Consider the following 22,732-nt stretch of genomic DNA (forward strand, 5'->3'; position numbering starts at 1 on the left):
GAATCAAGTTTCGGATGTGCTGTGTATCTGTGAGCCGTCGGTTTTGGCGGCTTTTTGGCGTGCGCGGAACCGCCGGACTTTCATTAGGTTACCGCAAGCTTTATCATCGCAGAACCGCTTGGAATGGTTACGGGTTTCGTCGTAGTAAACCACCAAACAATCCGGATTACCGCAAATGCGCAAGCGAGAAGGATCGCTCTCCGCAAGTAAGCGGCCGAAGGAAGCGGCAACCTCCGCTACAATGCGGGGCCAGCCTGCTCGTAAAGGAGTGGATTCCAAGCGATAATCCGAATCTGATTCCGCGATGTGCAGAATTATCGGTCCACTAGACAGCGCACGGTTTAACTCATGGATATCGGCAGGGTCCGCGGACTCGCGCACCGTCAGCTTTTGGACGATACGAAGCATGTGCTCCCTCAACCGTTTCAGATCATCCAATTCTTCCGCCGATGGCGTTCCCGGATAGGGGAGATTGTGAATGGCCAACCATTGTTCCAACCACCCCGGTTTGTCTAGAAGGTCTTCGGAATGACCGCTGCCTCTCCAGTCGTGATAATCGCTTTTAAGTAAATTCTCCCATAACATCTTTTCGCGACCTCCTTATGTTCATGTGAATGTATATATTGTAACACTCAAAAACAAAAATAGATAGTTACAACAACTGTAATAACTTTATCGTACATGCCTAAACGCTTTCTTAGGTTCATATGGAAAGACCAATTTGTAACTTTTAAATAAATTTTAGGTAGTTACTTGAAATTATCGAAAATTCATGATACAGTTCTTAATGTAACCAATAAAATAATTTTAGATAGTTACATTTTTGGTGAGAGATCGTAAAATTACTTTATTTATTAACTAAAAGGAGACTAATGACTTATGAAAAAAATTATTGCAATCTTATCCCTATTAATAGTGATTGGTACTGTCCAGTTTTATAGGCCTATTGCAAATGCTAAGGAAAGCAGCTATCATCCCATACCAATAAACGCAAATAATCATCCACTTTATATAGATAGCCTATTTCAAAAGAATGGGAAAATTTATATCACAGTGGATTATATACAATGGTATGAAGGAGACGCCGCCAATATCATATTTAATGAGCGTGAAAAGGATTCGGGTTTAACCGGAGCCCCTGATGGATACTATATTATAAATGACGACAAAAAACTACGCACTTTTGAAGTCATGCAAGACGCTGGAGTATTTATGCAATATTTTAATCATTCGGGTAGTATTGGGGACAAAGAAATTATATGGAACGAGCAAATTTCTATTGGTAAATTATTATCTTTGTTTCATGACTCCAACAATACATCCCTTAAAGACTATCCATATGTTGCTACTATGAATAATGGTCGGATCACTAAAATCATACAGCAATTTATACCTTAGAGAATGAATTAATGAAGTATATTGATTTAACCGTACCTATAGTGAAGGAGCTTGCCGTGAGGCAGCTCCTTTTTGGGTTTGTTGAATATCGGGCATTATCGTCATGTAACTTCTAAAAGTTTATTAGATAGTTACTTGAGTTTCGTGTTGGTTCATGTTATATTAATTTATGTAACCAGTATAATTAAAATAGATAGTTACTTATGTTAATCGGATAGGGACAAAAAATTAGTTTGAGAAAGGATAGATTTAACCAAGGGGGTGATGGAAATGATTAACAGTATCGAGAATCATCTGTTGACGTTTAAGTTAAATGAGGAAATTGGACATGAGGTTTTAAGCTCAGTTCAAGAAATGGATCCCAAAATGAATATGTTTTTCCTTACTGATCGCGAGAACCTTGTTTCTGATGGGGTTGTACAGGAACTGGATGTGAAAGGTGTCTTTATTGTCTGGAACGCCACCTACGTTATCATTGATAAACGATCAGATGGTACAATGCTTTTCGACGTTCATTTGGCAAATTTATTAAATGTAGAACCTGCAATAAGAAAACTTCTTGAATTGAATGGATTTGACGTCTGTGATCAATCAAGCTTGACGGTGCATTAAAATAAATATATTGGAGGATATAGAATGAGAGATGAGTTCGTATTTCGCGTATTTGATAAGCACATTAATCAATTGCAAGAGGTTTTGACGACGGTTAATGAATCCTCGAATACGCCTTCCGATATCGCTATTTTTGCTGGCGGCTGCTTCTGGCACATGGAAGACACTTTTCAGAAGCTAGATGGCGTCTCGAGTGTGTACACCGGCTATACGGGGGGACATGATATAAATCCGACCTACAAAAAAGTCGTTTCTAATACATCGGACCATCTGGAGGGGGTCGAAGTTCATTATAACCCGAGTCTGATTACGTATGACGAGTTGCTCCAAATTTTCTGGAGAAAAGTTGATCCTACGAATGCGGACGGTCATTCCGCCATATTTTACACTAGCCTTAAACAAAAAGAGCTGGCTGAAGCATCCAGAAAGGAATTGGATTCATCCAAACGGTTCCAAAAACCGGTTGTAATGAAGATCGCTGCTGCAACAACATTTTTTACAAAGCCGAGGAAGAACATCAGGACTTTTACGAAAAAACCCGTTTAGCTAAAAGGTACAAAGTGAGCGAGTTCAACTCCGGCCGCGGGTTTAATTTTGAACACAACATTTGAGGGAGTGATTGAATGATGAAAAACAACTCAATACAAGGCTTTAATGGTGATTTTAACAAAAAAGAAAAATTGAAGACGCTGACTAAACTCCAGTACGACGTAACTCAGCATGGTGTGGACGAGCAGCCGTTTGGCAACGAATACTGGGATAACGAAGCTGAGGGTATTTATGTAGATATCGTTTCAGGCGAACCGTTGTTTAGCTCGAAAGACAAATACGATGCGCGTACAGGCTGGCCTAGTTTTACACAGCCATTGGATTCAAACCATGTTGTGATTAAACGCAAATTTTTTGGGACCGAGGTCAGAAGCCAGAATGCGGATTCCTTCCTTGGCGACGTGTTCAAAGATGGACCTGAACCAACAGGAATGCGATTCTGTGTGAACTCTGCAGCCATGGAATTCATTCCGAAAGCGGATCTTGAAAAAAGAGGATATGGCGTTTATTCCGTGCAATTCAGAGAAGAATAATAAATCTTTTCTATCGCCATCTTCGAGATGTATATGTGTGGCTTCGAAAGAATAATGTTGAATAGAAATATATTTTAGTAGAAGCTATGAGCCGCTGATTTTGGCGGCTTTTTGGCGTGCGCGGAACTGCCGGACCCCATTAGATTGCTGGATCTTTATCGTCATAAAAACATTTGGAACGGTTTCGGTTTTCGTCGTAGTTAACCACTAGGCAATCTGGATTTGATATTGAGTGATATTTTCCATGTTTCCAGTGCACTGAATAGGAAAATTATCGAAAGCGAAGAATAAGGAACAAAGCTCCGTGACTGGAATGCGGATACATAACAAATTGTTAATTCACTTGCAGTCCATAACTCTAATACCAAACCAGAAATGCAGGTGTATTATATGTTGACAGTAAACCGCAGTGATACAAAACCGATATGGCAGCAATTGCTGGACCAAGCCATTGGCAATATTTCAAAGGGGAATTGGCCTCCGGGTGAGCAATTGATTCCGTCGCGTGAGTTAGCGCTGCAGTTAGGCGTCTCTCGCTCAACGATACAGCTCGTATATGAAGAATTGCTCGCACGAGGGTACATCGTTACTTCAAGGCGAGGAGGTACGCGGGTAAGCTCTTCTTGGAATATCGTAACAGTAACTTCAGATAAATTGGTGCCCGAAGGTCCCAAGCTTCCTCTACTCCCGCATTTAAATTCTTCTGTCGACCAATTGCAGGGTTGGCTCAAAGGTGAAGAAGCCAGTGAAGTAAAAATTGATTTTAACCCTCATGAGCCTTATCTAGATCAATTATTCCAGAAAACCTGGCGGCAATCATACCTTCATGCTTCTTCCTCCATGAACCCATGTGATACGGCATACGGCGATTCTTACGGGTATTTACCATTGCGCGAGCAAATAAAGCGTTATTTGTCGCTTGAACGAGGTATTCATGTTCAGACAGACCAAATTTTGTTGACTTCTGGAGCACATCAAGGTGTTGACTTGATCGCGCAAGCTCTGCTAAATGAAGGGGATACGGTCACAATCGAAGATCCGGGATTTCCGGCTTCCTGGATGGTAATGAAATATCGCCACATGCAGGTCATCCCCATACCTGTCGACGAGTTTGGTCTCGTCGTTGATCGTATTCCCCCGGAATCCAGACTGACTTTTGTAACTCCGTCCCACCAGTGCGGGATCGGTGTAGTGATGTCTGGGCCGCGAAGGCAGCAGTTGCTGCATATGGCTACGAAGAATCGGAGTTGGATCATAGAGGACGATTATGACAGCGAGTATCGTTATCACGGAGAACCTCTCCCGACACTGTTTAGTCACGCGCCTAATAACACTTTATATATGATGAGTTTTTCAAAAATGATTGCACCTGCCCTACGTATTTCAGTGCTCGTTGGATCTGTTGAAGCTATCGCTCAGATCGCTCGCGTAAAAGTGTTAACATATCTGCAGCTTCCGATTATGGAGTCGGTAACGCTTACTCGTTTCATTGAACAAGGTTGTTTTATGCGGCATATGCGAAGAGTACGGAATGTGTATAGACGAAGGTATGAAACTATGACAAAAGCAATAATAGCCAGTGGTTTAGCAAATCGTTTCAAATTAAGCAACAACGAAACAGGATCGCATATGCTGCTAGAAGCCGAACCGTTGTTTGATGATAGAAAAGTCACATCGGAGTTGCTGCAAAGAGGAGTTCGCGTTTTTCCGCTGAGTCCCTACTGTTTGGAAAGCAATCGAAGGGGCTGGGTACTGGGATTTGCAAAAGTTGAAGAAAGGTTGATTGATGAGGGTATAACTCATCTTGCCGATGTATTATTACGGTCATAGTTACCCTTTGTCGATTCGATTCCTATTTTTCCTGAGTATGACGGTGTCTCAAAACTATAACAACGAATGGTATGTGAGTACATATCCAAATTGTCTCTATCGTTGCAATCCATAATTAGAAATTTGTATCCTCCATTGATTTAATCTCGCTTCTTGTACGAATTGTTTTTTTTTCACGATTTCAACTGGCCCCCTCCAGTTCTTACCTGTTGACGATTTTAGTAATAGCATTGTAAGCTCATCGTCAGCGAGGTAAAAGCTAGACCATATAGCTTCAGGACTACGTCACTGCTGGAAATTTGGTAGTGGAATCGATTAAGTTGATATGGATAGTGAAGAGGATGAAGATTAAAATGGATCACTAAAAAAAGGCAAAAGGAAGTGCTGCAATGATGAAAAATGGCTGGTTTGAACTGAACAAGTACAAGTACAAGCATGATGATTGTTATTGCTCCGAAACGTGGGCAATCCATATTTATTCGTATGAAGATGAAGACGATTCAACCCCAGATGTGACCTTGATTTTGAATTCGCCAAAAGAAAGCGGCAACGGTGGCTACTACTTGATGGAGTATTCGATTACATTTGTAGGACGAGCCATCATGTTTGATGAGGCAACTGCACTGGTCAAAAAGTTAGATGAGATCAGTAGCAAAAATGATTCAGTTAGCTTGACTGAGCATTTGATGGTCTGCCGTGAGTATTTTAATTGTGGAAAAATCTTACAGGAGTCAATGGCGAACTAAAACACAGACACGGAATGGTATTCAGAAATTGAATGGTGGAAATTTGGTGGTGGCACCGACCAAGTTGATATGGATAGTGAAGATGGTGTAAAGTGGATCACTAAAAATAGGCAAAAGGAGGTGCTTGCAATGATGAAAATTGGCTGGTTTGAACTGAACAAGTACAAGTACAAGCATGATGATTGTTATTGCTCCGAAACGTGGGCAATCCATATTTATTCATATGAAGATGAAGACGATTCAACACCGGACGTAACCTTGCTCTTGAATACGACAAAAGAAAACGGTAACGGCGGTTACTATTTGATGGAGTATTCGATTACATCAGTAGGCCGAGTCATCATGTTTGATGAGGCAAATGCACTGGTCAAAAAGTTAGATGAGATCAGTAGCAAAAATGATTCAGTTACCTTGACCGAGCATTTAATGGTCTGCCGTGAGTTTTTTAATTGTAGAAAAATCACACAAGAGTCATTAGCGAACTAAAACAAAATTTTATAAATTTCGAAAAGCCGAGTGGAAGCAACATAACCAGTCTGTTTTCTTTTCTTTCTATATTGTTAACGTTTTGGCAGACTCTCAAAGAAACTGCGGCGATCTAAGACTTGAAACATAAAGTCTTAGACTGCCGCTGTTTTTAATTAGACTAACTTAGACCCTTTGATTAGCGTAGCTTCTTGAATGCCGTGCGTATTTCTGTAGTGAGAAGCGTTGGCTGCTCCCACGCCGCGAAGTGACCGCCTTTAGAAAGTTTGTTGTAGTGAATGAGCTTCGGATATGCCTTCATTGCCCAGCTCTTCGGCGCTTCATAGAGCTCGTCAGGAAAGACGCTCACGGCAACCGGGATTTTGACGCCTTTGACGGCGAAGAATGGGTACTTGTTCTCCAAGTAGAGACGAGAAGAGGAAACCCCTGTTTTCGTCAGCCAGAATAACGTGATGTTGTCGAGTATATCGTCGCGAGTAAGGCCTTCTTTTTGTCCGGCAAAAACTCTCGAGATCAGGGCATAACTCTTCCAGTCGTGGTCAATCAAAATAGATGCCAAACCTATAGGCGAATCCACCAGTCCGGTCAGACTTTGCGGACGCGTTTTCATAATGTAGGAGTAGCCAAATTTATTCTCGCGAACTTGGTTGAACGCTTTCTTCTCTTCGGCTGAGAGACCGGGCGGCATCGGGGCGCCGGACCATATAGCCGCATCAACGGCAGTCGGAATCGCGCCAGGCATGTTTGTGTGAATGCCGAGCAGTCCTTTAGGCGCCTGAACTCCCATCAAATCAGTAATAATAGCACCCCAGTCGCCACCTTGCGCAACATACTTTTTATAGCCAAGGCGCTTCATCAGCACATCCCAGGCACGTGCAATGTGGTCGGGACCCCAGCCGACCGTGCTCTCTCTTTCCGAGAAGCCGTAGCCTGGAATCGAAGGAATCACCACATCGAACGCGTCCGATTCCTTACCGCCATGTGCCGTAGGGTTCACAAGCGGATCGATAATTTTCAATTGTTCAATGATTGACCCTGGCCATCCGTGCGTGACGATGATCGGCAAAGCATTCTTATGCTTCGAACGAACGTGAATGAAATGAATGTCCAAACCATCGATCTCAGTGATAAACTGCGGCAAGGAATTTAGCTTCGATTCGATCTTCCGCCAGTCGTAATCGTTTGCCCAATATTTGGCGAGACTCTGGATCGTTGCAAGCTGTACGCCATGCGATTGGTCCGACACCGGTTCCTTCTCAGGCCATCTCGTCGCTTTGATGCGATTACGTAATTCAGTGAGTTCTGCTTCTGGAATATTCACATGAAACGGACGAATGGCTTTCTTGTCTGTAGGTTGGTCTTTATTCTCCATTTGATAAATATTGGATTTTTGGGGATTTACTTGCTGTTTCACTTGTTGATTTTCTTGAGAGTTTTTTTTCGGATGTCCGCCAATAACATTGGCATTAGTGCCACAAGCGGTCAATCCTAGGGACAGGGACAAAATCATTGCCAAACGAGACCAGTATCTGCTGCTCATAAGTAGTTACGCTCCATTCGTAAAGTTTTTTAGTGATATTCTTGATTCCTTCCGTTAGGTTCCATCTTAAGTGCAGTTCTTATTCTATTTTCTTAATAAAAGGTTTTCACCTTATGGATTGAAAGTAAATTGATATTTTGGATATGTACCCGCTTTTCATTCATTGTTATAGTAACAAGACTAAGAATTTGACGATCAGCAAACCAAATAGGTTTTGTACAGCTTAATTCCGCATCGATAAGGAGGAGAGTCCAATGAAACACGGACAATTGATTTCGCTCAATGTCGGAATGCCGACTATCATGCAATATAACCAAAAAGACGTGGCAACCGGCATTATCAAAATCCCCGTCTATGAGCGTTTGGAATTGTACTGGGAGCATTTTGAAGGAGATGGACAAGCTGATCTGAAGCATCACGGAGGAAAAGATAAGGCTGTTTGTGTTTATGGCTATGAGCACTATTCATTCTGGGAACAAGAACTTGGGAGACCGTTACCCTTCGGGGCGTTTGGAGAAAATCTGACCATTAGCGGCCTATTGGAACCAGAAGTTTGCATCGGAGATATCTTTCAGCTCGGCAATGCCATTGTACAGATCAGTCAACCTAGGCAGCCGTGTTTCAAATTGGCAGCTCTTTATCAATCTCCCAAGATGCCTTTGAAAGTTCAGGAAACAGGATTTACGGGTTTTTATTTCCGAGTGCTTCAGCGGGGAACGGTCAATTTCAATGACAAACTGATCCGATTACTCAAGCATCCACAAGCTATAACGGTTGAATTTGCGAATCGGGTCATGCATCATGACAAGAATCTTATCGACGATAGAGAGATGTTATTGAGTGTGCTAGAATTGTCTGCGAGTTGGAGGAGCACGCTTGAAAAACGAGGTTTAGGGATAAAGAGTGACAATAGCGAGCGCTTAATAGGTAGAAAGCAGACCGAGAAATAATAAAAGCATAAGCAAATACAGGAAAAAATAGATCGGTTTTCTAAAAAAAGGAATCTTTCAAGAAGCGGCGAATTATAAAATGTGATCGAATTTGAAGTTTTAAGGTTCAATTATGAGAAAGGAAATTAATCTAACTAGGAGGCTGATTATTATTTATGGAAAATGTTGTTAAAGGTCCGGTTACATTCCGCGGTGGTTCACCGATTTTTTATGTCCCTGATCGTAAATGCGTGCTAGACTACTACAAACGGCTAGGTTTCTGGTGCGACTACGACATGGGATTTGTCGAATGGGATAGGATTGGATTCATCGTGCACGAGAAACAATCGATACCTGCAACACCGAATAATCCGACATATGGAAACGATGCTATTGATGCATTCTATATGGTTTCATCAATTGATGATTTGTTCGTAGAGTTCAAGTCTAAAGACGCAGTGTTCCTTTATGAAATTATTACTAATGAATGGAATATGAGAGAATTTGCTATCAAGGACCCGGCAGGATACACGATTGGATTCGGTCAATAAATCAACTGAGACTGATTACTTCATATGAATAAATCGAGGTATCTTTCTCAACAAACGGGTAACGAGAGCGGAGGAGCTTGCTATGATGCAGCTCCTTTTCTATTTCAGCATAGTGGGGCTATTACCAAGTTGATAGAGTACAGTCGAAAATTGGTGTACAATTAAATAGGGTAAGCGAGTATGGCTGAAGAATTCTAAATGTTGATAAACTAATCTATATTCGCTAATACTGCAGCGAAAAACTGTACAAATATATATAGGAGGTGATCATTGTCTTGAAAACAAAAGCTTGGCATAGCTGGATAGACAGTGAAGGTAAACCACTACTAAACGTTCCATTTGAAAGAGAGTATATTTATCAAGGGAATAATGGGAAATTTATAGAAAGATGGACTTTTAACAGTAATACAGATGGGACTGAACAATTTATTTTTAAACCATCAACTAATTTGAAAAAGAGTCGCATGGAGCAAGTTGTTGAGGATTTTCTTTTGCCTAATCTGACTGTACGTACGCCTCGTATAATTGCCTACTCTGAATCCAATGATCCTGATTGTTATTGGATTATCTTAGAGGATTTGGGTGTTCTAAATCATACATTAAATAACGAACTTATAATGAACGGAACACGGGCAGCTGCAGAGTGGCATCAAATATCTGCTGCTGAAATTTCGCTTCCTTACGGTGGTCATTCACCTCTCATTGGAGAAGTTCTTGAACAGATTAAAATAAGTACGAAAACATGGGAATCAATATTAATAGATGCAGGATACTCGGCTCAACGGATAGAGATGTTAAAACAGTTAGTTTTAGAAGAGGAGGGTACGCTTTTTACAGTAAATGTTTTATCCCATGGTGATTATTATCCGCTTAATTTAGCTCTTCGTGGGGAAGAGTTGGTGATCATCGATTGGGAGTATGTACAAATCAATTCTGTATATTGGGATTTGTACAACCTGTTGGATATTACCAGCCCGCGTTATCGGCGTCCAGCTCAAACACGACAAGTGAGGAAGGAAGCGCTGAATGCATACCTGGAAGAGAGACAGAAACAACCAACATTTGAAAATCTTCCGAAAGACGACTTTATTGAAGGATATATGCGTTATGCCATTTATTATTCCCTGTGGATTCTAACACTGGTTGAGCAGGATATAATTAATGGGCGTTTCGATGAGAAAAACCTAAGATCCCAGCGAGATGAGACTTTAAATGTTATTTTTCAGTGTTCATCGCATTGGATTCATCCGCTGGTTTCTGTCATTACCCCAACATTTAATCGACCTGAAATTTTAAGCGAAATGCTGGAAGGACTTCATCGGCAAACGTATAAAGATATAGAATGTATTATTGTGAACGATGGAGGAACGAGTGTAGAATGGGTGGTAGATTTATATCCTGAGCTTGATATAAAGGTTATTAATCAAGAAAACATGAAGCATCCACGTGCACGAAACAATGGTGTTGCTTCTGCAAACGGAAAATTTATTCTGCTTTGTGATGATGATGATATCCTGTTGCCTACGCACACTGAGAGCATGCTCGAAGCCATGAAGGATTATCAACTTGTTTACAGTGACGCTGAAATTGTGGAATTTATCGAACATACGAACGGGCGTACTCCGGAAAGAAGGCAATTGTTTGCCTATTTGATGGATCTTGAGGCGATGAGGGAGTTTTCTACGTTTATACCATCAGGGTGCATGTACCACAAGTCCATACATGAAGAAATAGGGTACTTCGACGAAGAAGTATATCATTACTGGGATTGGGACTTTTTCCTGAGAGTTTCCGCTATCTTTAAGGTGAACCGAGTTCCGATTGCTTCCGTACTATATGCTTTCTCGAGTCAAGCAGGGACAAATCTGTCAGCAAACACAGACAGTATGCGACCATTTCTAGATAAGCTTTCGAAGAAGCATAACTTAGGCGAGTTGCCAACGAAAAACTTCTTCACACTTCTGGAAGAGGAAAGGGTTCAGAAGCGCTTTGCCGAAAGTAAGATTATTTGGGACGGTGAGCCGATCGTTTCCAGATATTCAATATTTTAAAGCTTGTTATCTTATTTATATTTGCGTAACATATAAAAATAAATAATAGAAATTAATAGGTGGTTAAATGGACAAATTATTATTTTGTGGTGAAAACCTGACTATAATGACTGATTTGATTGAAAATGGTTATGAGAACAAGTTTAAATTAATTTATTTCGATGGACCCTTCAATTCCGGCAGGATTTTTGCAATTGAAACACCTGAACTGGGTGTAAATCTTATTCAATCAACAAATGAGTTGGAAACAATGAATCAGTATTTAAATCCTAGCTTATATGTAGATGAGTATAAGAAAAGATTCTTGCTTGCCAAAAAATTATTGCGAGAAGATGGTGTTCTTGTAGTTCAGAATAGCAATAAAGAAGTTCATGCAATTAAGATCGCATTAGATGAAGCATTTGGGAGAAAGAATTTCCTTAATGAGTATATTTGGAAATTTGCAAACGAATCAAGCAGTTTGGATCATACGGAATATAATCACCACAATCACGAGGCCATATTATTTTATAGAAATACTTTCACTGAAGTTAAGAAAAAGATAAATATTAACCATACTGTTTGGGATGATGTAGGCATGTATGAAGAATTGTTTTTGGAAAATACGAATTACCCCTCACAAAAACCCGAAAAATTAATCCGCAGAATTCTCGAAATGACTGCAAACAAAGGCGATTTAATAGGGGATTTTTATTGTGGCAGCGGAACTACGGTTGTTGTTGCGGAAAAACTAGGTTTGAACTGGGTTGCAAGTGATATAAATTTACAGGCAGTATCTTTAACAAAGTCCAGGTTAAGTAATGCTGGTGTAGAAGTTGAAGTGATTTTTTTAGAAACAGATGATATAGCGGTAATTAAAGTTCCGGTTATTGATAAAAACGGTATTTCAACAACAATGACAACTGAGATTGAAAAACCGAAAATTGTTGAAATTGACGGAGAGATCAAGCTTATTGTAAGTAACCCTTTTGAATGGATTTTACATAACATTCAACATGTTGAAAAAAAGGACGAAGAGTATATTTTTGATTGGACTAATATATGCAAGAAAATTGATTATATTATTAAAAAAATTGGCGATGATTGGATAATTCGGATAGAGGATAATGGGAATCACAGACTTGCTCATGATATTTTTGGGCACCCATACAAGTTAATGAAAAGCTCGGGATATGAGATACAGAACGGGAGCCCATTAGAATTGAGAGTAGAGAGTAGTCCATGACTAATCAATCTCATTTCCTTAATAACATAAATTCAACCCGCCCCTCTTTTTTAATTAAGGGAGCGGGTTGTTCTTATTTAGATCATGAAAGCGATGTTACGGTTAGGTTTCAATTTGCTCGTTTTAACACCCGCACCCCATAAACAGGCAACTCGAGATGCTTGCCCGTCGGTTCGCCGGTCTCCATATCGATGTATGTCCGTTCGTCCAACTCCACGCTGCAGGGCTTGCCGCCGAAGTTCATGAGGAACACGTAATCAGAACTCCCGTCCGTCCGCACTTGCGCTGTAATTCCTTCAGGCAATTCAGTGTCGAGCGCGCGCGAGATGTCTGCCTCCACAACGATTTGCCTATAGAATGCTGAGAGAAATTCGTTATCCAGACGGGTCGCCATATGATAGGCCCGTCCTCGACCCAGTTTGTTGACAGTCAGAGCGGGTTGTCCCGCGTAGAAGTCGTCCACGTAATAACCGAGCGCTTCCGCCGTTTCTAGATGGATAATCTCGCATAACTCGCGGGACTCGAAGATGCCGGCAAATCCGAGAGCATTACCATCCGGCAAGACAACGCCGTTTACTTCATGGTCATGCAGAGCGTCGATTTCCTCCGCCCATATGCCGAGCGTCTTCCGCAGCGGACCCGGAAATCCGCCTAAGTGGCAAAGATCGCGTTCGTCGACGACGCCGGACCAGTAAGTCGTCACGAGCGTGCCGCCGTTTTCTACGAACGATTCCAATTTCTGTCCCGTTTCTTCGCGGCACAAATACAGCATCGGTGCAATGATCAACTTATACGAGGAAAGGGCCTCTTGCGAGCCGACGATGTCAACCGGAATGCCTTGCTCCCAGAATGCCCGATAGTGAGCAATGACTGTTTCCTCATAGTGGATGCCAGAATTGCGCGGACCTTGAGCGTCTTTCACCGCCCAGCGGTTATCCCAATCAAAGAGGATCGCCGTCTCCGAAGGCGTCGTGGCGCCGACGACTTCCGATAGGCTGGATAGCGTTCGTCCCAAGTCGGCCACGTCACGGAAGACGCGCGTGTTCTCGTGCCCGACGTGGTCGACGACGGCGCCGTGGAATTTCTCGCTGGAACCGCGACTTTTGCGCCATTGGAAATATTGGACTGAGTCGGCACCATGCGCGACGGCTTGAAGCGACGAAAGCTTGTGCATGCCCGGACGCTTCAGTTTGCTGACCGATTGCCAGTTCGTCGCGCTGGGCGTACTCTCCATGAGCAAGAACGGCTTGCGCTTGAGCGAGCGGAACAAGTCATGGTAAAAGGCGAAATAGTAACCGATCCCGATATCGTCTTTCTTGTCATGCCAAGTTGGGTACGCGTCCCAAGAGACGACGTCGATCTCTTCGGCCAGCTTGCGGTAATCGAGGCTTTCGATCATATGCATGTTCGTTGTGAGCGGTAGCTCCGGGTTCGTGGAGCGAACGGTCGCGACTTCGAAACGACAGAAGTCCGCGGTCCGGTCCGATACGAATCTACGCCAATCGAGATTATGTCCATGCACGCCAGATTCGCCGTGAGGTGCTGGCGAGACGACTTGCTCCCAAGTCGAATACTTGTGGGCCCAGAATGAAGTCCACCAAGAGAAATTAAGCGCTTCAAGCGTTTCGTATTTGTCGCGGAGCCAATGTCTGAACGACTCTTGGCAAAGGTCGCAATGGCATTCGCCGAGATATTCGTTGGAAATGTGCCATCCGACGACCGCTGGATGATTGCCGTACCTTTCGGCCAACATTCCGTTAATAATGGAGGTTTTCTCGCGGTAAACTGGAGACGAGTAGCAATGATTATGCCTCATGCCATGCAGGTTACGCACCCGGTTCGGTTCGACGCGAAGCACTTCAGGATATTTCTCGGACATCCATGCCGGACGTGCGCCGGTCGGCGTCGCTAACCAGGCGTAGACGCTGTTAGCCGCGAACGAATCGAGCACGTTGTCTAGCCATTCGAACTCGAATCGGCCTTCCGACGGCTCGAGCGCCGCCCAAGAAAAGATACCGACGGCCATGACGTTGCATCCGGCTAGCTTCATCAGCCTAAGATCTTCTATTAATATCGAGGGATCATGCAGCCATTGGTCCGGATTGTAGTCGGCTCCGTGCATCAGGACGGGCAGTTTGTTACTGACGGGCGGGTATTTGCGGTTCATTTTTTTCTATCTCCTTAGATAATCGACTTATTCTCGCTTCAATCTTCATTTTAGGCGATCGGACGTTTATACTGGTAGAAGATTATTCTCCAAAAGTCGTACAATCCTAACATGGAGTTGAATTTTGAAATGTTACCTTTTCTTCTCGCAGAAGTCGCGCACAAAGAGAACAACGCACCGCTCTACGCTATCTGCGTTGGCAGCCACGATCAGAAGCCGATCGACCGCCCAACCGGCTACTCGGAACATCAATTGTTTCTATGTAAAAGGGGAAGCGGCGCTTTTAAAGCACAAGGAAAAAACGAAACGCTGTTGACGCAGGGAATGGCGTACGTGCTCCCAGCAGGCGTTAGTCACTCGTATTCGGCGCTCGACGAAAGCGAAGAATGGGAGCTTGGCTTCGTCGCCTTTAACGGAAAGGCTTCTGAAGCGTTTCTCGAAATGTTGGGGGAGAGGCTCATGTCCCCGTTAGACATATCGCGATTTGAATCCCTTTGGGATAAACTGTCGTCGCTCTGGCACTTGATCGACTTAAACAGGGGAAATGCCTACTGGGAAACGTCAAAGCGGGTTTACGATATGCTCTTGTTTCTGTTGGAGGAAGCGGCCCCGGCAAGGAAGTTCGACAAGGTCAACTCCAAAGTCGCCCAGCCGAACACCAATCTGGATGCCGCCGTAAAGCTGATCCACAACCATTTCGAAGAACGGCTTCTTCTGTCCAACGTCGCCAGGTCTGTCGGTTATTCGGTGCAGCATTTTCACCGGCTGTTCGTCGCCAGCTACGGCGTCACGCCGCAAAGGTATATTTTGCAACTGCGCATGCGGAAGGGGAAGGAATTGTTCGAAGAAGTATCCGGCATCACGGTCGAAAAAGTAGCGCAACAGCTCGGCATGGAACCCAGCTACTTCATCCGAATGTTCAAACGGACATACGGAGAGACACCCAAGGTGTGGAATAAACGGAGATGAACATTGAGCTATAATTTTTAAAGCTAAATCAAAGGTTTTTGAAGTCAAATTGAATAGGCTCATATGCTATGCTAATACAAGAAAGAGGTGACACCTATGTGGTAACGTTAGTGAAGTTAACATTTAATACAATACAAAAAAACGGTACATTTGACGATTAATCATCCAATGTATCGTTTTTATTTAATTTTAATGAAATGCTCTAATCTAGAATTGGATTGCTAGTGATTTAGAAATTTGATATGCAAAAATATTTTCTTGGTAGTAGACTCAAATACCGAATATAGTTAATAAATGGTAACGGAAGGAAGGGCTAAAGTGGAAACAACGCAATTTAAAAAAACGATTGAAATGTTTTTTGGTAATCTACTAACACAATTTGAAGAAGGGGATGAATTTGCTTTCTACGACTATGGTCCAAAAGTTATTAACCGAATAGGATATTCTACAAATATCACACCTGAAATCGTGATACAAGCACAGGAGAATAAGGTGGATTTAATCATTACACATCACGATGCATGGGATTTTGTTTTTGGTATGAAAGAAAAATGTCACACTTTACTTAAGGAGTATGGAATCAGTCATTTCTTCGTTCATTTACCTCTAGATTATGCGGAGTTTGGCACGTGTAGTTCAATGTTTAAAGCTCTGGGAATAAATGAACTCATCCAACAATCCAATCATCACGAGGGTAGAAGTATCCCCGGTGTTGGAGAATTCAAGGTTCCCATTACTTTTGAACAGTTAAATGAAAAAATAAGAATTGTACTAAATGAGGATATAAAGTCATGGAAAAATTCGGAAAAAATTATAAAAAGAGTGGGTATGATAACAGGAGCAGGCAACTCAACAAAAAATCTTCGAGATGCTCTTGATGCAAGGTGTGATGTATATATAACAGGTGAAAAAATCTTATATACAATACAGTATGCAAAGTTTGTGGGTATGAATTTAATTGTTGGAAGCCATACGTTTACAGAGATATTTGGTGTGAAGACACTAACTGAAAAGCTTAAAGAGAAATTTATATATTTGGATATAGTAGAATTAATAGAAGAACATTTTGAATAATTCTTTTTTTAAGAAATAGTTAAATATGTAACCAAAACGAGGTGCTCTAATTAACGTTATATCTATGATTGAATCAATGGGTGCGATACTATTTGTCAAGATAATTTAACAATAATCATTTTTTATCAACCAAGTCATTATTAATTGGTTATTATGATTGAAAGGGTTATGAAATATACATAATTTGGAGGAGATTCATATCGAAAGATCTATTAAAGACAAATTTACAAAAGAAGTTTTTTTAGAGGCAGCAGGTCGGTTTGGCATTAACTTTGCAGATACTATAGAACTTGACGGTTTTCAAAATTTTGTGTTTTTAGGGAAACGTAATTCAATAGAAGTGATATTAAGGATTGCACATAGCTCACATAGGAGTAAGGATTTGACACTTGCTGAGATTGAGTTTATTTCTTATCTAGCTGATTCAGGAATGACTGTTTCGAAAGCGCTCCTTTCTAATCAAGGTGAATATGTTGAAGTTATTGAACAAGCTGAAAACTCTTTTGTAGTGACTGCTTTTGAATTCGCTCCAGGCAGAAGGGCTGAAATTTGCGTTGAAAGTGATATCTTTTATGAACGAATTGGCAGGTTTACTGGGAAGATGCATAAGCTATCAAAACAGTTTTCTCCTATTCAAAAAAGGTATGATTGGAATGACAATGCGGCTCTTACAAAATTTCAAAATTATGTTCCTAATGAGTTGCTTCAGAAGAAACTTGAATTATTAATAAGTCAAATTCAATCATTGTCAAGAGACAGAGATTCGTTTGGGCTTATTCATGGGGACATTAGTCCAGGCAATTACCTGAATCATGAAGATCACCCCAGCATCATTGACTTTGATCAATGCGAGTATAGTTGGTTTGCTTCTGAAATTGCAACATCGATATTTCATGAAACTCCAATTCCATTTATTATTCCAGATGAAAATACTCGAAAGGCAGTAGCAAAACGTTTTTTTTCAAACTTTTACCAAGGATACTCCAAGGAAAATACTTTAAGCCATAGTTCACTAGAAGCGATTCCATTATTTATTAATTTAAGGCAAGCTATCGTTATTGGTCTTAAATACCGTAGTCTTGATATGGGTAACTTTGATAATTGGAATGATTTTAGCAAAGCAGCATTGACATTTAATATCAATAATTTAATAAATGATATTCCGTATATTGACTTGGATTTCACAAGTCTTTGAAGTAAATAGTTAATAATAAGCACAAAAAAATTACTAGTAACATAAATAAATGTATTATTATGGTAGAATAGTAGGTGAGTGAATAAAAATATTGACTCTATTTTTGAAAGGGGTAAATCCAAGTTGCAGTTACAGTCATTAATTGAAGAAATTCATTATTTTCGCATTCCAGTAAGTGAATTGGAGGACTCTGTACGTTGGTATACAGAATGCTTAGGGTTCAAATTACGGCGTATGACAGAAGAATTGGCAGTAGTGGAATTAAACGCTGGTCCCTTATTAATTTTAGTAAAAGCTGATAGTGATTCCCGTGGTCACTTCACTAGAAATGGGGAATTCGAGTTTGCAGTCGGATTCACGAGTCCTAATATTCAACGCCTACGTGAAAGTCTCATTGAAAGTGGAGTTGAAGTGGATGATATGAAAGAAGAGGATGGACATTTCTTTTTTCACTTTTTTGACCCAAGTGGGAACAAACTTCAGGCTCATTGGTAACATCTTATTAAACGGAGTAACTCTACTAATTAGGATAGTGTTAACTCAGATCAGAGATTATTACAGAACGTCTGCTAGAGTAGCCGTTATTACAATGTATTTTGTAGTTTATTTTTATATAGGTGGTGACTTAATTAAATGGGTAGTTTATTAGAGGAAATACATTTTAACGATATCCCTGTAACCAATTTAGTAAGATCAATGGAATGGTACCAATCAATCTTAGGTTTTGAAATTGGCTTTAAAAATGAAGAAATGTGTATATTGAAGCTAGAAAAAGGCCCTGTATTGGCGCTTAATATTTCAGATGGAACGTCAAGAGCTAATTGGAGTAATGAGGGGAAAACAAAGCCCATTGTGGGTTTTACAACGCAGACAATTGAGGTGCTTCATAGTCATCTCCGTTCCAATGGAGTAACGGTTACTGATATTCATGACGAAGGAATGGGATGGTTTTTTGAGTTTATTGATCCAGATGGGAATATGTTTTCTGTTTTAAAATATAATTAATTTCTGGATGGAGGCCTTAGGATGCAATCAAGGATAAACGAGATGACCACTAAGCTTTTCCGAGAAGCATTGCAAATGTTTGTATCCAAAATTCAGCAGGATGAGCAAGTCATCGCAGCCATTCTACTGGGAAGTCTCTCCTATGATCAGGTATGGGAAAAGTCAGACATTGATATTAAGCTAATTGTTCATGATCAGAAGCTTAAGACGGGGTATGCTTGTTTTGTTGAGAACGATGTTCCGATTAATACGAGTATCCAAACCCGCAATGAATTCAAACGCTGGGTGGAACGCTCGGTGCTAAGCTCGATCAGCCACTCCATGCTGGTTCGCAGCACATTGCTATTTACGAAGGATGCTTCGATTACCGAATATTTTGACCAAATTCGTTACATAGGCGAGCGAGACCGCCAGCTGCAGCTGATGACTATTGGTTCCTTTACGCTCAGTTTACTAGCAAAAGCAGAAAAGTGGTTATACATAAAAAACGATTACATCTATAGCGCATTTTGGATCATTAAGATCGTGGATCTTTTAGCGCAAATTGAAGTCATATTGAATGAAGATATTCCTATGAGGGAATCCGTGCAACAAGCGATCACCTATAACCCGGACTTTTTCCATGCTGTGTACACAGAGATGCTCCTGGGAGAGGTGAACGAGTCCAAGGTCAAGGCTGTATTAGAGTTAATCAATGACTATTTAAACATAAGGGCTGAACGATTGTTCCAGCCCATTCTTGCGTTCCTTAAAGCTGAGGCGGAAATCAGAACAGTTACAGACATTGTGGAAAAATTCAGCTTAATCATTCATATCGATACGGGTTCTGCTACAACAGGGTGTGATTGGCTGGCGGAGCGTGGTTTACTTGCGAAGATGGAGGCGGAAACTAAAGCTACTCCCAAAAGTAGGGTTCAACTAACGGAGCCTGCCTATTTATTTGAACAAGATGATTTCATGCAGTGGGAGGGTAAGAATGGATGAAGCATCATATTGAAGTGCGCGGTGCTAGGCAGAATAACCTAAAAAATATCGATGTTAACATTCCTCGCGATAAGATCACAGTCATTACAGGAGTAAGCGGGTCAGGTAAATCCTCATTGGCCTTTGATGTCATCTATGGGGAGGGGCAGCGTCGATTCCTCGAATCGCTCTCAAGCTTTGCGAAAAGCCGGATGAATCAAATGAAAAAGCCGGATGTTGACTTTGTTTTTGGATTATCACCGGTTGTTGCTATTGAACAAAAAAAGGGAATAGTCAATCCCCGATCAACTGTAGGAACGATGACGGATATTTATGATTTTATGCGATTGCTTTTCGCCTCTGTTGGTGAAGCGACGTGTCCATTCTGCGATCATTCCGTACCTATTCGCACATCTCTGCAGATAATTGATCACATACAACAGCTTCCCGAAGGTACGGAGCTTGAAGTACTAGCGCCTGTCTATAAAATCTATGGAGAAAACTATGATACAACCTTCGATGAAATCAGGGCTAAAGGGTTTCGAACCGTTATTATTGACGGTGAACGGCATAGCTTGGGCGGTGCTATTGAACTAGAAGAAGAAATGGAATATCGCATTGAGGTCATAGTAGACAAAGTTATTGTTCAGCCCAATGTGTTCAAACTCCTCAATAAAACGATTGAAAACAGCTTGAATCTACTCGGTGAAGGCTTTATTCGGTTTGAAATCATTTCTGTGCCGGCTGGAGTTCATTTGGACATGGAGATGTTCTATGCAAATTTCGCATGTCCGGAGCATCATCTTACTAAAGGTGAGATGAAGTCGAATTATTTCTCATTTAATGATCCGGATAGTGCTTGTCGAACATGTGGCGGAATTGGAACCTTCATGCGTGCAGAAGCCAGATTCTTAATTCAGAATGCAGATAAAAGTATTAATAAAATGGCTATCGATGTTAAACTGCTGGGTGCAGGCAAGAATACTTGGCATTGGTCAATGATGCGCAGCCTTGCCTTGCACTATGGATTTAGTTTGGATACACCACTTAATGAATTGCCGGAAAAGATCTATGATATTCTTTTCTTTGGTACGAAAGGAGAGAAATTCCCGTTTCTTCCTGCCAAGGATGCAACTAAATCCCAATTTCGTTCTGAAGGTAAATTAATGGCTTATGGCGGATTCGTTCATATAATTAACTGGTGGTACAAGCTTTATATGAAACGCAGCCAACATAGAAATAATGCGGAAGATGCTTTCTATAAGCGAGTTATGATTGAACACACTTGCCCAGATTGTGAAGGGAAAAAGCTAAAGTCACAGCGGTTTGCAATCCAAATAGGTAATGCCAATATTCATGAATTATGTACAATGTCGTTAAAAGAGCTTTACCCTTACTTGAATAAAATCGAGCTCTCTTCTGAAAAAGCACATGTGGGTAAACAGATTATTTCGGAAATCCAGTCAAGATTAATGCTGCTGTTGGATATTGGTTTGGAGTATTTAAGCTTGGGTCGCCGTTCAGATACGATATCAGGTGGCGAGGCACAGCGAATAAGGCTTTCCACCCAAATCAGCTCTGGTCTTATGGGGATGTTGTATGTGCTGGATGAGCCCAGTATTGGGTTGCATGCCAGAGATGGTGAACGCATTATTGATACATTGAAGAAGCTGCGTGACATTGGGAACACAATTATTGTTGTGGAGCATGATATCCAAACTATTTGCAGTGCGGATCATATTATTGAAATCGGGCCAGGACCAGGTATACATGGCGGTCGTATTATTGCTGAAGGAACTGCGGATCAGCTGCAGAATCATTCAGAATCTATTACTGGTGCTTTTCTATCCGGTGCAAGGAGAATCGAAGTACCAGCCTTGCGCCGGCAGCTGTCAGGAGCTGCGCTTTCCATCAAAGGTGCAAGAGCAAACAATCTGCGTAACGTAAATGTGGATATTCCATTGGGAGTAATGGTGTGCATCACAGGTGTTTCCGGCTCAGGAAAAAGCACGTTAATCAATGAGGTTATGTGTAAACAATTAGATTTACTGTTCAATAATGCACGGATTATTCCTGGTGAACACGATGCTTTATTAGGACATGAACATTTAACCGGGATTATCACAATCGATCAATCCCCTATTGGCCGCAGCACACGTTCGAATCCAGCGACCTATGTGGGCTTTTTTGATAAGATTCGTGAGCTATATGAAGAAGCTGCTAGTGCAGCAGGCAGCCAATTAAATAAAGGCGATTTCAGCTTCAACCAGAAGAATGGCGGGCGCTGCGAGAATTGCCAAGGTGAAGGTCTTATTACAACACAGCTGCAGTTTATGCCTGATATCGAATCGGTTTGTCCTGTTTGCAAGGGAGAGAGATTTAACGAGGAAGTACTGGATATCAGAATCAACGAGAAGAACATTGCACAAATACTGGAGATGAGCATTGAAGAAGCCGCACCTTTTTTTGCTGAAGAGCCTGCCATAATGCGAAAATTAACTGTGTTGAATCAGCTGGGTCTTGGTTATTTGCGAATTGGACAATCCTCAACTACATTATCCGGTGGCGAGGCACAGCGCATCAAGCTTGCAACCGAATTGAGCAAATTGAAGCGCGGTTCACATAACTTGTATATCTTGGATGAGCCGACAACAGGCTTGCATTTGCATGATATCCAGAAGCTTATCGACTGTATCAATCAGCTAGTGGAGGCTGGACATTCGGTCATTGTCATTGAGCATCACTTGGATATGATTAAGGTTGCCGATCATATTATCGATATGGGTCCAGAAGGTGGTTATGATGGTGGTCAAGTGGTTGCATTTGGTACACCTGAGGAAGTAGCTGAAACAGCTGGATCGCTAACAGGTAGATTTTTACAGGAGGTTCTAAGAGAAATCCCTATTTAG

Annotated in this window: 21 protein-coding genes; 18 read left to right on the top strand and 3 right to left on the bottom strand. The window is 41.5% G+C overall.

Annotated features, from left to right (window positions below):
* Positions 1-3: 3 nt before the first annotated feature.
* Positions 4-585, bottom strand: a complete 582-nt coding sequence (locus EHS13_RS15040) for a CGNR zinc finger domain-containing protein (RefSeq protein WP_155701123.1) — start codon at positions 583-585, stop codon at positions 4-6.
* Positions 586-879: 294 nt separating this feature from the next.
* Between EHS13_RS15040 and EHS13_RS15045 the strand changes: the two genes are divergently transcribed.
* The 7 genes from EHS13_RS15045 (at position 880) to EHS13_RS15070 (ending at position 6,154) form a co-directional block, all read left to right on the top strand.
* Positions 880-1,398, top strand: a complete 519-nt coding sequence (locus EHS13_RS15045) for a hypothetical protein (RefSeq protein ID WP_155701124.1) — start codon at positions 880-882, stop codon at positions 1,396-1,398.
* 270 nt (positions 1,399-1,668) lie between these two features.
* On the top strand, positions 1,669-2,010 hold the full coding sequence (locus EHS13_RS15050) for a hypothetical protein (RefSeq protein ID WP_155701125.1): 342 nt from the start codon (positions 1,669-1,671) through the stop codon (positions 2,008-2,010).
* A gap of 24 nt (positions 2,011-2,034) precedes the next feature.
* Positions 2,035-2,556, top strand: coding sequence for a peptide-methionine (S)-S-oxide reductase MsrA (gene msrA, locus EHS13_RS36240; protein ID WP_162463124.1), 522 nt, complete (start codon positions 2,035-2,037; stop codon positions 2,554-2,556).
* Between the two features lie 80 nt (positions 2,557-2,636).
* On the top strand, positions 2,637-3,092 hold the full coding sequence (gene msrB, locus EHS13_RS36245; RefSeq protein WP_319633432.1) for a peptide-methionine (R)-S-oxide reductase MsrB: 456 nt from the start codon (positions 2,637-2,639) through the stop codon (positions 3,090-3,092).
* Between the two features lie 390 nt (positions 3,093-3,482).
* The gene (gene pdxR / locus EHS13_RS15060; protein WP_155701126.1) at positions 3,483-4,922 is read left to right on the top strand and encodes a MocR-like pyridoxine biosynthesis transcription factor PdxR; all 1,440 of its coding nucleotides are present in this window, start codon (positions 3,483-3,485) and stop codon (positions 4,920-4,922) included.
* Between the two features lie 389 nt (positions 4,923-5,311).
* On the top strand, positions 5,312-5,668 hold the full coding sequence (locus tag EHS13_RS15065) for a hypothetical protein (RefSeq protein WP_155701127.1): 357 nt from the start codon (positions 5,312-5,314) through the stop codon (positions 5,666-5,668).
* Between the two features lie 129 nt (positions 5,669-5,797).
* Positions 5,798-6,154 carry a hypothetical protein gene (locus EHS13_RS15070; RefSeq protein WP_155701128.1) on the top strand — a complete coding sequence of 119 codons (357 nt, stop codon included), beginning with the start codon at positions 5,798-5,800 and terminating at the stop codon, positions 6,152-6,154.
* A gap of 178 nt (positions 6,155-6,332) precedes the next feature.
* Here EHS13_RS15070 and EHS13_RS15075 read toward each other — a convergent pair whose 3' ends face one another.
* Positions 6,333-7,694 carry an epoxide hydrolase family protein gene (locus tag EHS13_RS15075; RefSeq protein ID WP_227013947.1) on the bottom strand — a complete coding sequence of 454 codons (1,362 nt, stop codon included), beginning with the start codon at positions 7,692-7,694 and terminating at the stop codon, positions 6,333-6,335.
* A gap of 254 nt (positions 7,695-7,948) precedes the next feature.
* On the opposite strand from EHS13_RS15075, the gene EHS13_RS15080 reads away from it, so the two are divergent.
* From EHS13_RS15080 to EHS13_RS15095, 4 genes are all read left to right on the top strand, one after another.
* Entirely contained in the window at positions 7,949-8,644 is a 696-nt protein-coding gene (locus EHS13_RS15080) for an MOSC domain-containing protein (RefSeq protein WP_155701129.1), read from the top strand.
* A gap of 155 nt (positions 8,645-8,799) precedes the next feature.
* Positions 8,800-9,174, top strand: coding sequence for a VOC family protein (locus EHS13_RS15085; RefSeq protein WP_155701130.1), 375 nt, complete (start codon positions 8,800-8,802; stop codon positions 9,172-9,174).
* A 275-nt stretch (positions 9,175-9,449) separates the two neighbouring features.
* Positions 9,450-11,225: a glycosyltransferase gene (locus tag EHS13_RS37360; RefSeq protein ID WP_155701131.1), complete on the top strand. Its 1,776-nt coding sequence runs from the start codon at positions 9,450-9,452 to the stop codon at positions 11,223-11,225.
* A gap of 67 nt (positions 11,226-11,292) precedes the next feature.
* The gene (locus tag EHS13_RS15095; protein WP_155701132.1) at positions 11,293-12,450 is read left to right on the top strand and encodes a DNA-methyltransferase; all 1,158 of its coding nucleotides are present in this window, start codon (positions 11,293-11,295) and stop codon (positions 12,448-12,450) included.
* 109 nt (positions 12,451-12,559) lie between these two features.
* Here EHS13_RS15095 and EHS13_RS15100 read toward each other — a convergent pair whose 3' ends face one another.
* Positions 12,560-14,617 carry a beta-galactosidase gene (locus tag EHS13_RS15100; protein WP_155701133.1) on the bottom strand — a complete coding sequence of 686 codons (2,058 nt, stop codon included), beginning with the start codon at positions 14,615-14,617 and terminating at the stop codon, positions 12,560-12,562.
* Between the two features lie 111 nt (positions 14,618-14,728).
* Between EHS13_RS15100 and EHS13_RS15105 the strand changes: the two genes are divergently transcribed.
* The 7 genes from EHS13_RS15105 (at position 14,729) to uvrA (ending at position 22,732) form a co-directional block, all read left to right on the top strand.
* The gene (locus EHS13_RS15105; protein ID WP_227013948.1) at positions 14,729-15,586 is read left to right on the top strand and encodes an AraC family transcriptional regulator; all 858 of its coding nucleotides are present in this window, start codon (positions 14,729-14,731) and stop codon (positions 15,584-15,586) included.
* 318 nt (positions 15,587-15,904) lie between these two features.
* Complete coding sequence (locus EHS13_RS15110) at positions 15,905-16,660, top strand: Nif3-like dinuclear metal center hexameric protein (protein WP_155705374.1); 756 nt, start codon at positions 15,905-15,907, stop codon at positions 16,658-16,660.
* Between the two features lie 184 nt (positions 16,661-16,844).
* On the top strand, positions 16,845-17,855 hold the full coding sequence (locus EHS13_RS15115) for a phosphotransferase enzyme family protein (RefSeq protein WP_162463126.1): 1,011 nt from the start codon (positions 16,845-16,847) through the stop codon (positions 17,853-17,855).
* Between the two features lie 123 nt (positions 17,856-17,978).
* Positions 17,979-18,350 (top strand): VOC family protein, encoded by a 372-nt coding sequence (locus EHS13_RS15120; protein ID WP_155701135.1) that lies wholly within the window; start codon positions 17,979-17,981, stop codon positions 18,348-18,350.
* A gap of 138 nt (positions 18,351-18,488) precedes the next feature.
* Complete coding sequence (locus EHS13_RS15125; protein WP_155701136.1) at positions 18,489-18,860, top strand: VOC family protein; 372 nt, start codon at positions 18,489-18,491, stop codon at positions 18,858-18,860.
* 21 nt (positions 18,861-18,881) lie between these two features.
* Entirely contained in the window at positions 18,882-19,844 is a 963-nt protein-coding gene (locus EHS13_RS15130; protein ID WP_155701137.1) for a hypothetical protein, read from the top strand.
* Positions 19,841-22,732 carry an excinuclease ABC subunit UvrA gene (gene uvrA, locus EHS13_RS15135; RefSeq protein WP_155701138.1) on the top strand — a complete coding sequence of 964 codons (2,892 nt, stop codon included), beginning with the start codon at positions 19,841-19,843 and terminating at the stop codon, positions 22,730-22,732. The genes EHS13_RS15130 and uvrA overlap by 4 nt, the downstream gene beginning before the upstream one ends.

Source organism: Paenibacillus psychroresistens (genome assembly GCF_009728935.1).
Lineage (GTDB): Bacteria > Bacillota > Bacilli > Paenibacillales > NBRC-103111 > Paenibacillus_AC > Paenibacillus_AC psychroresistens.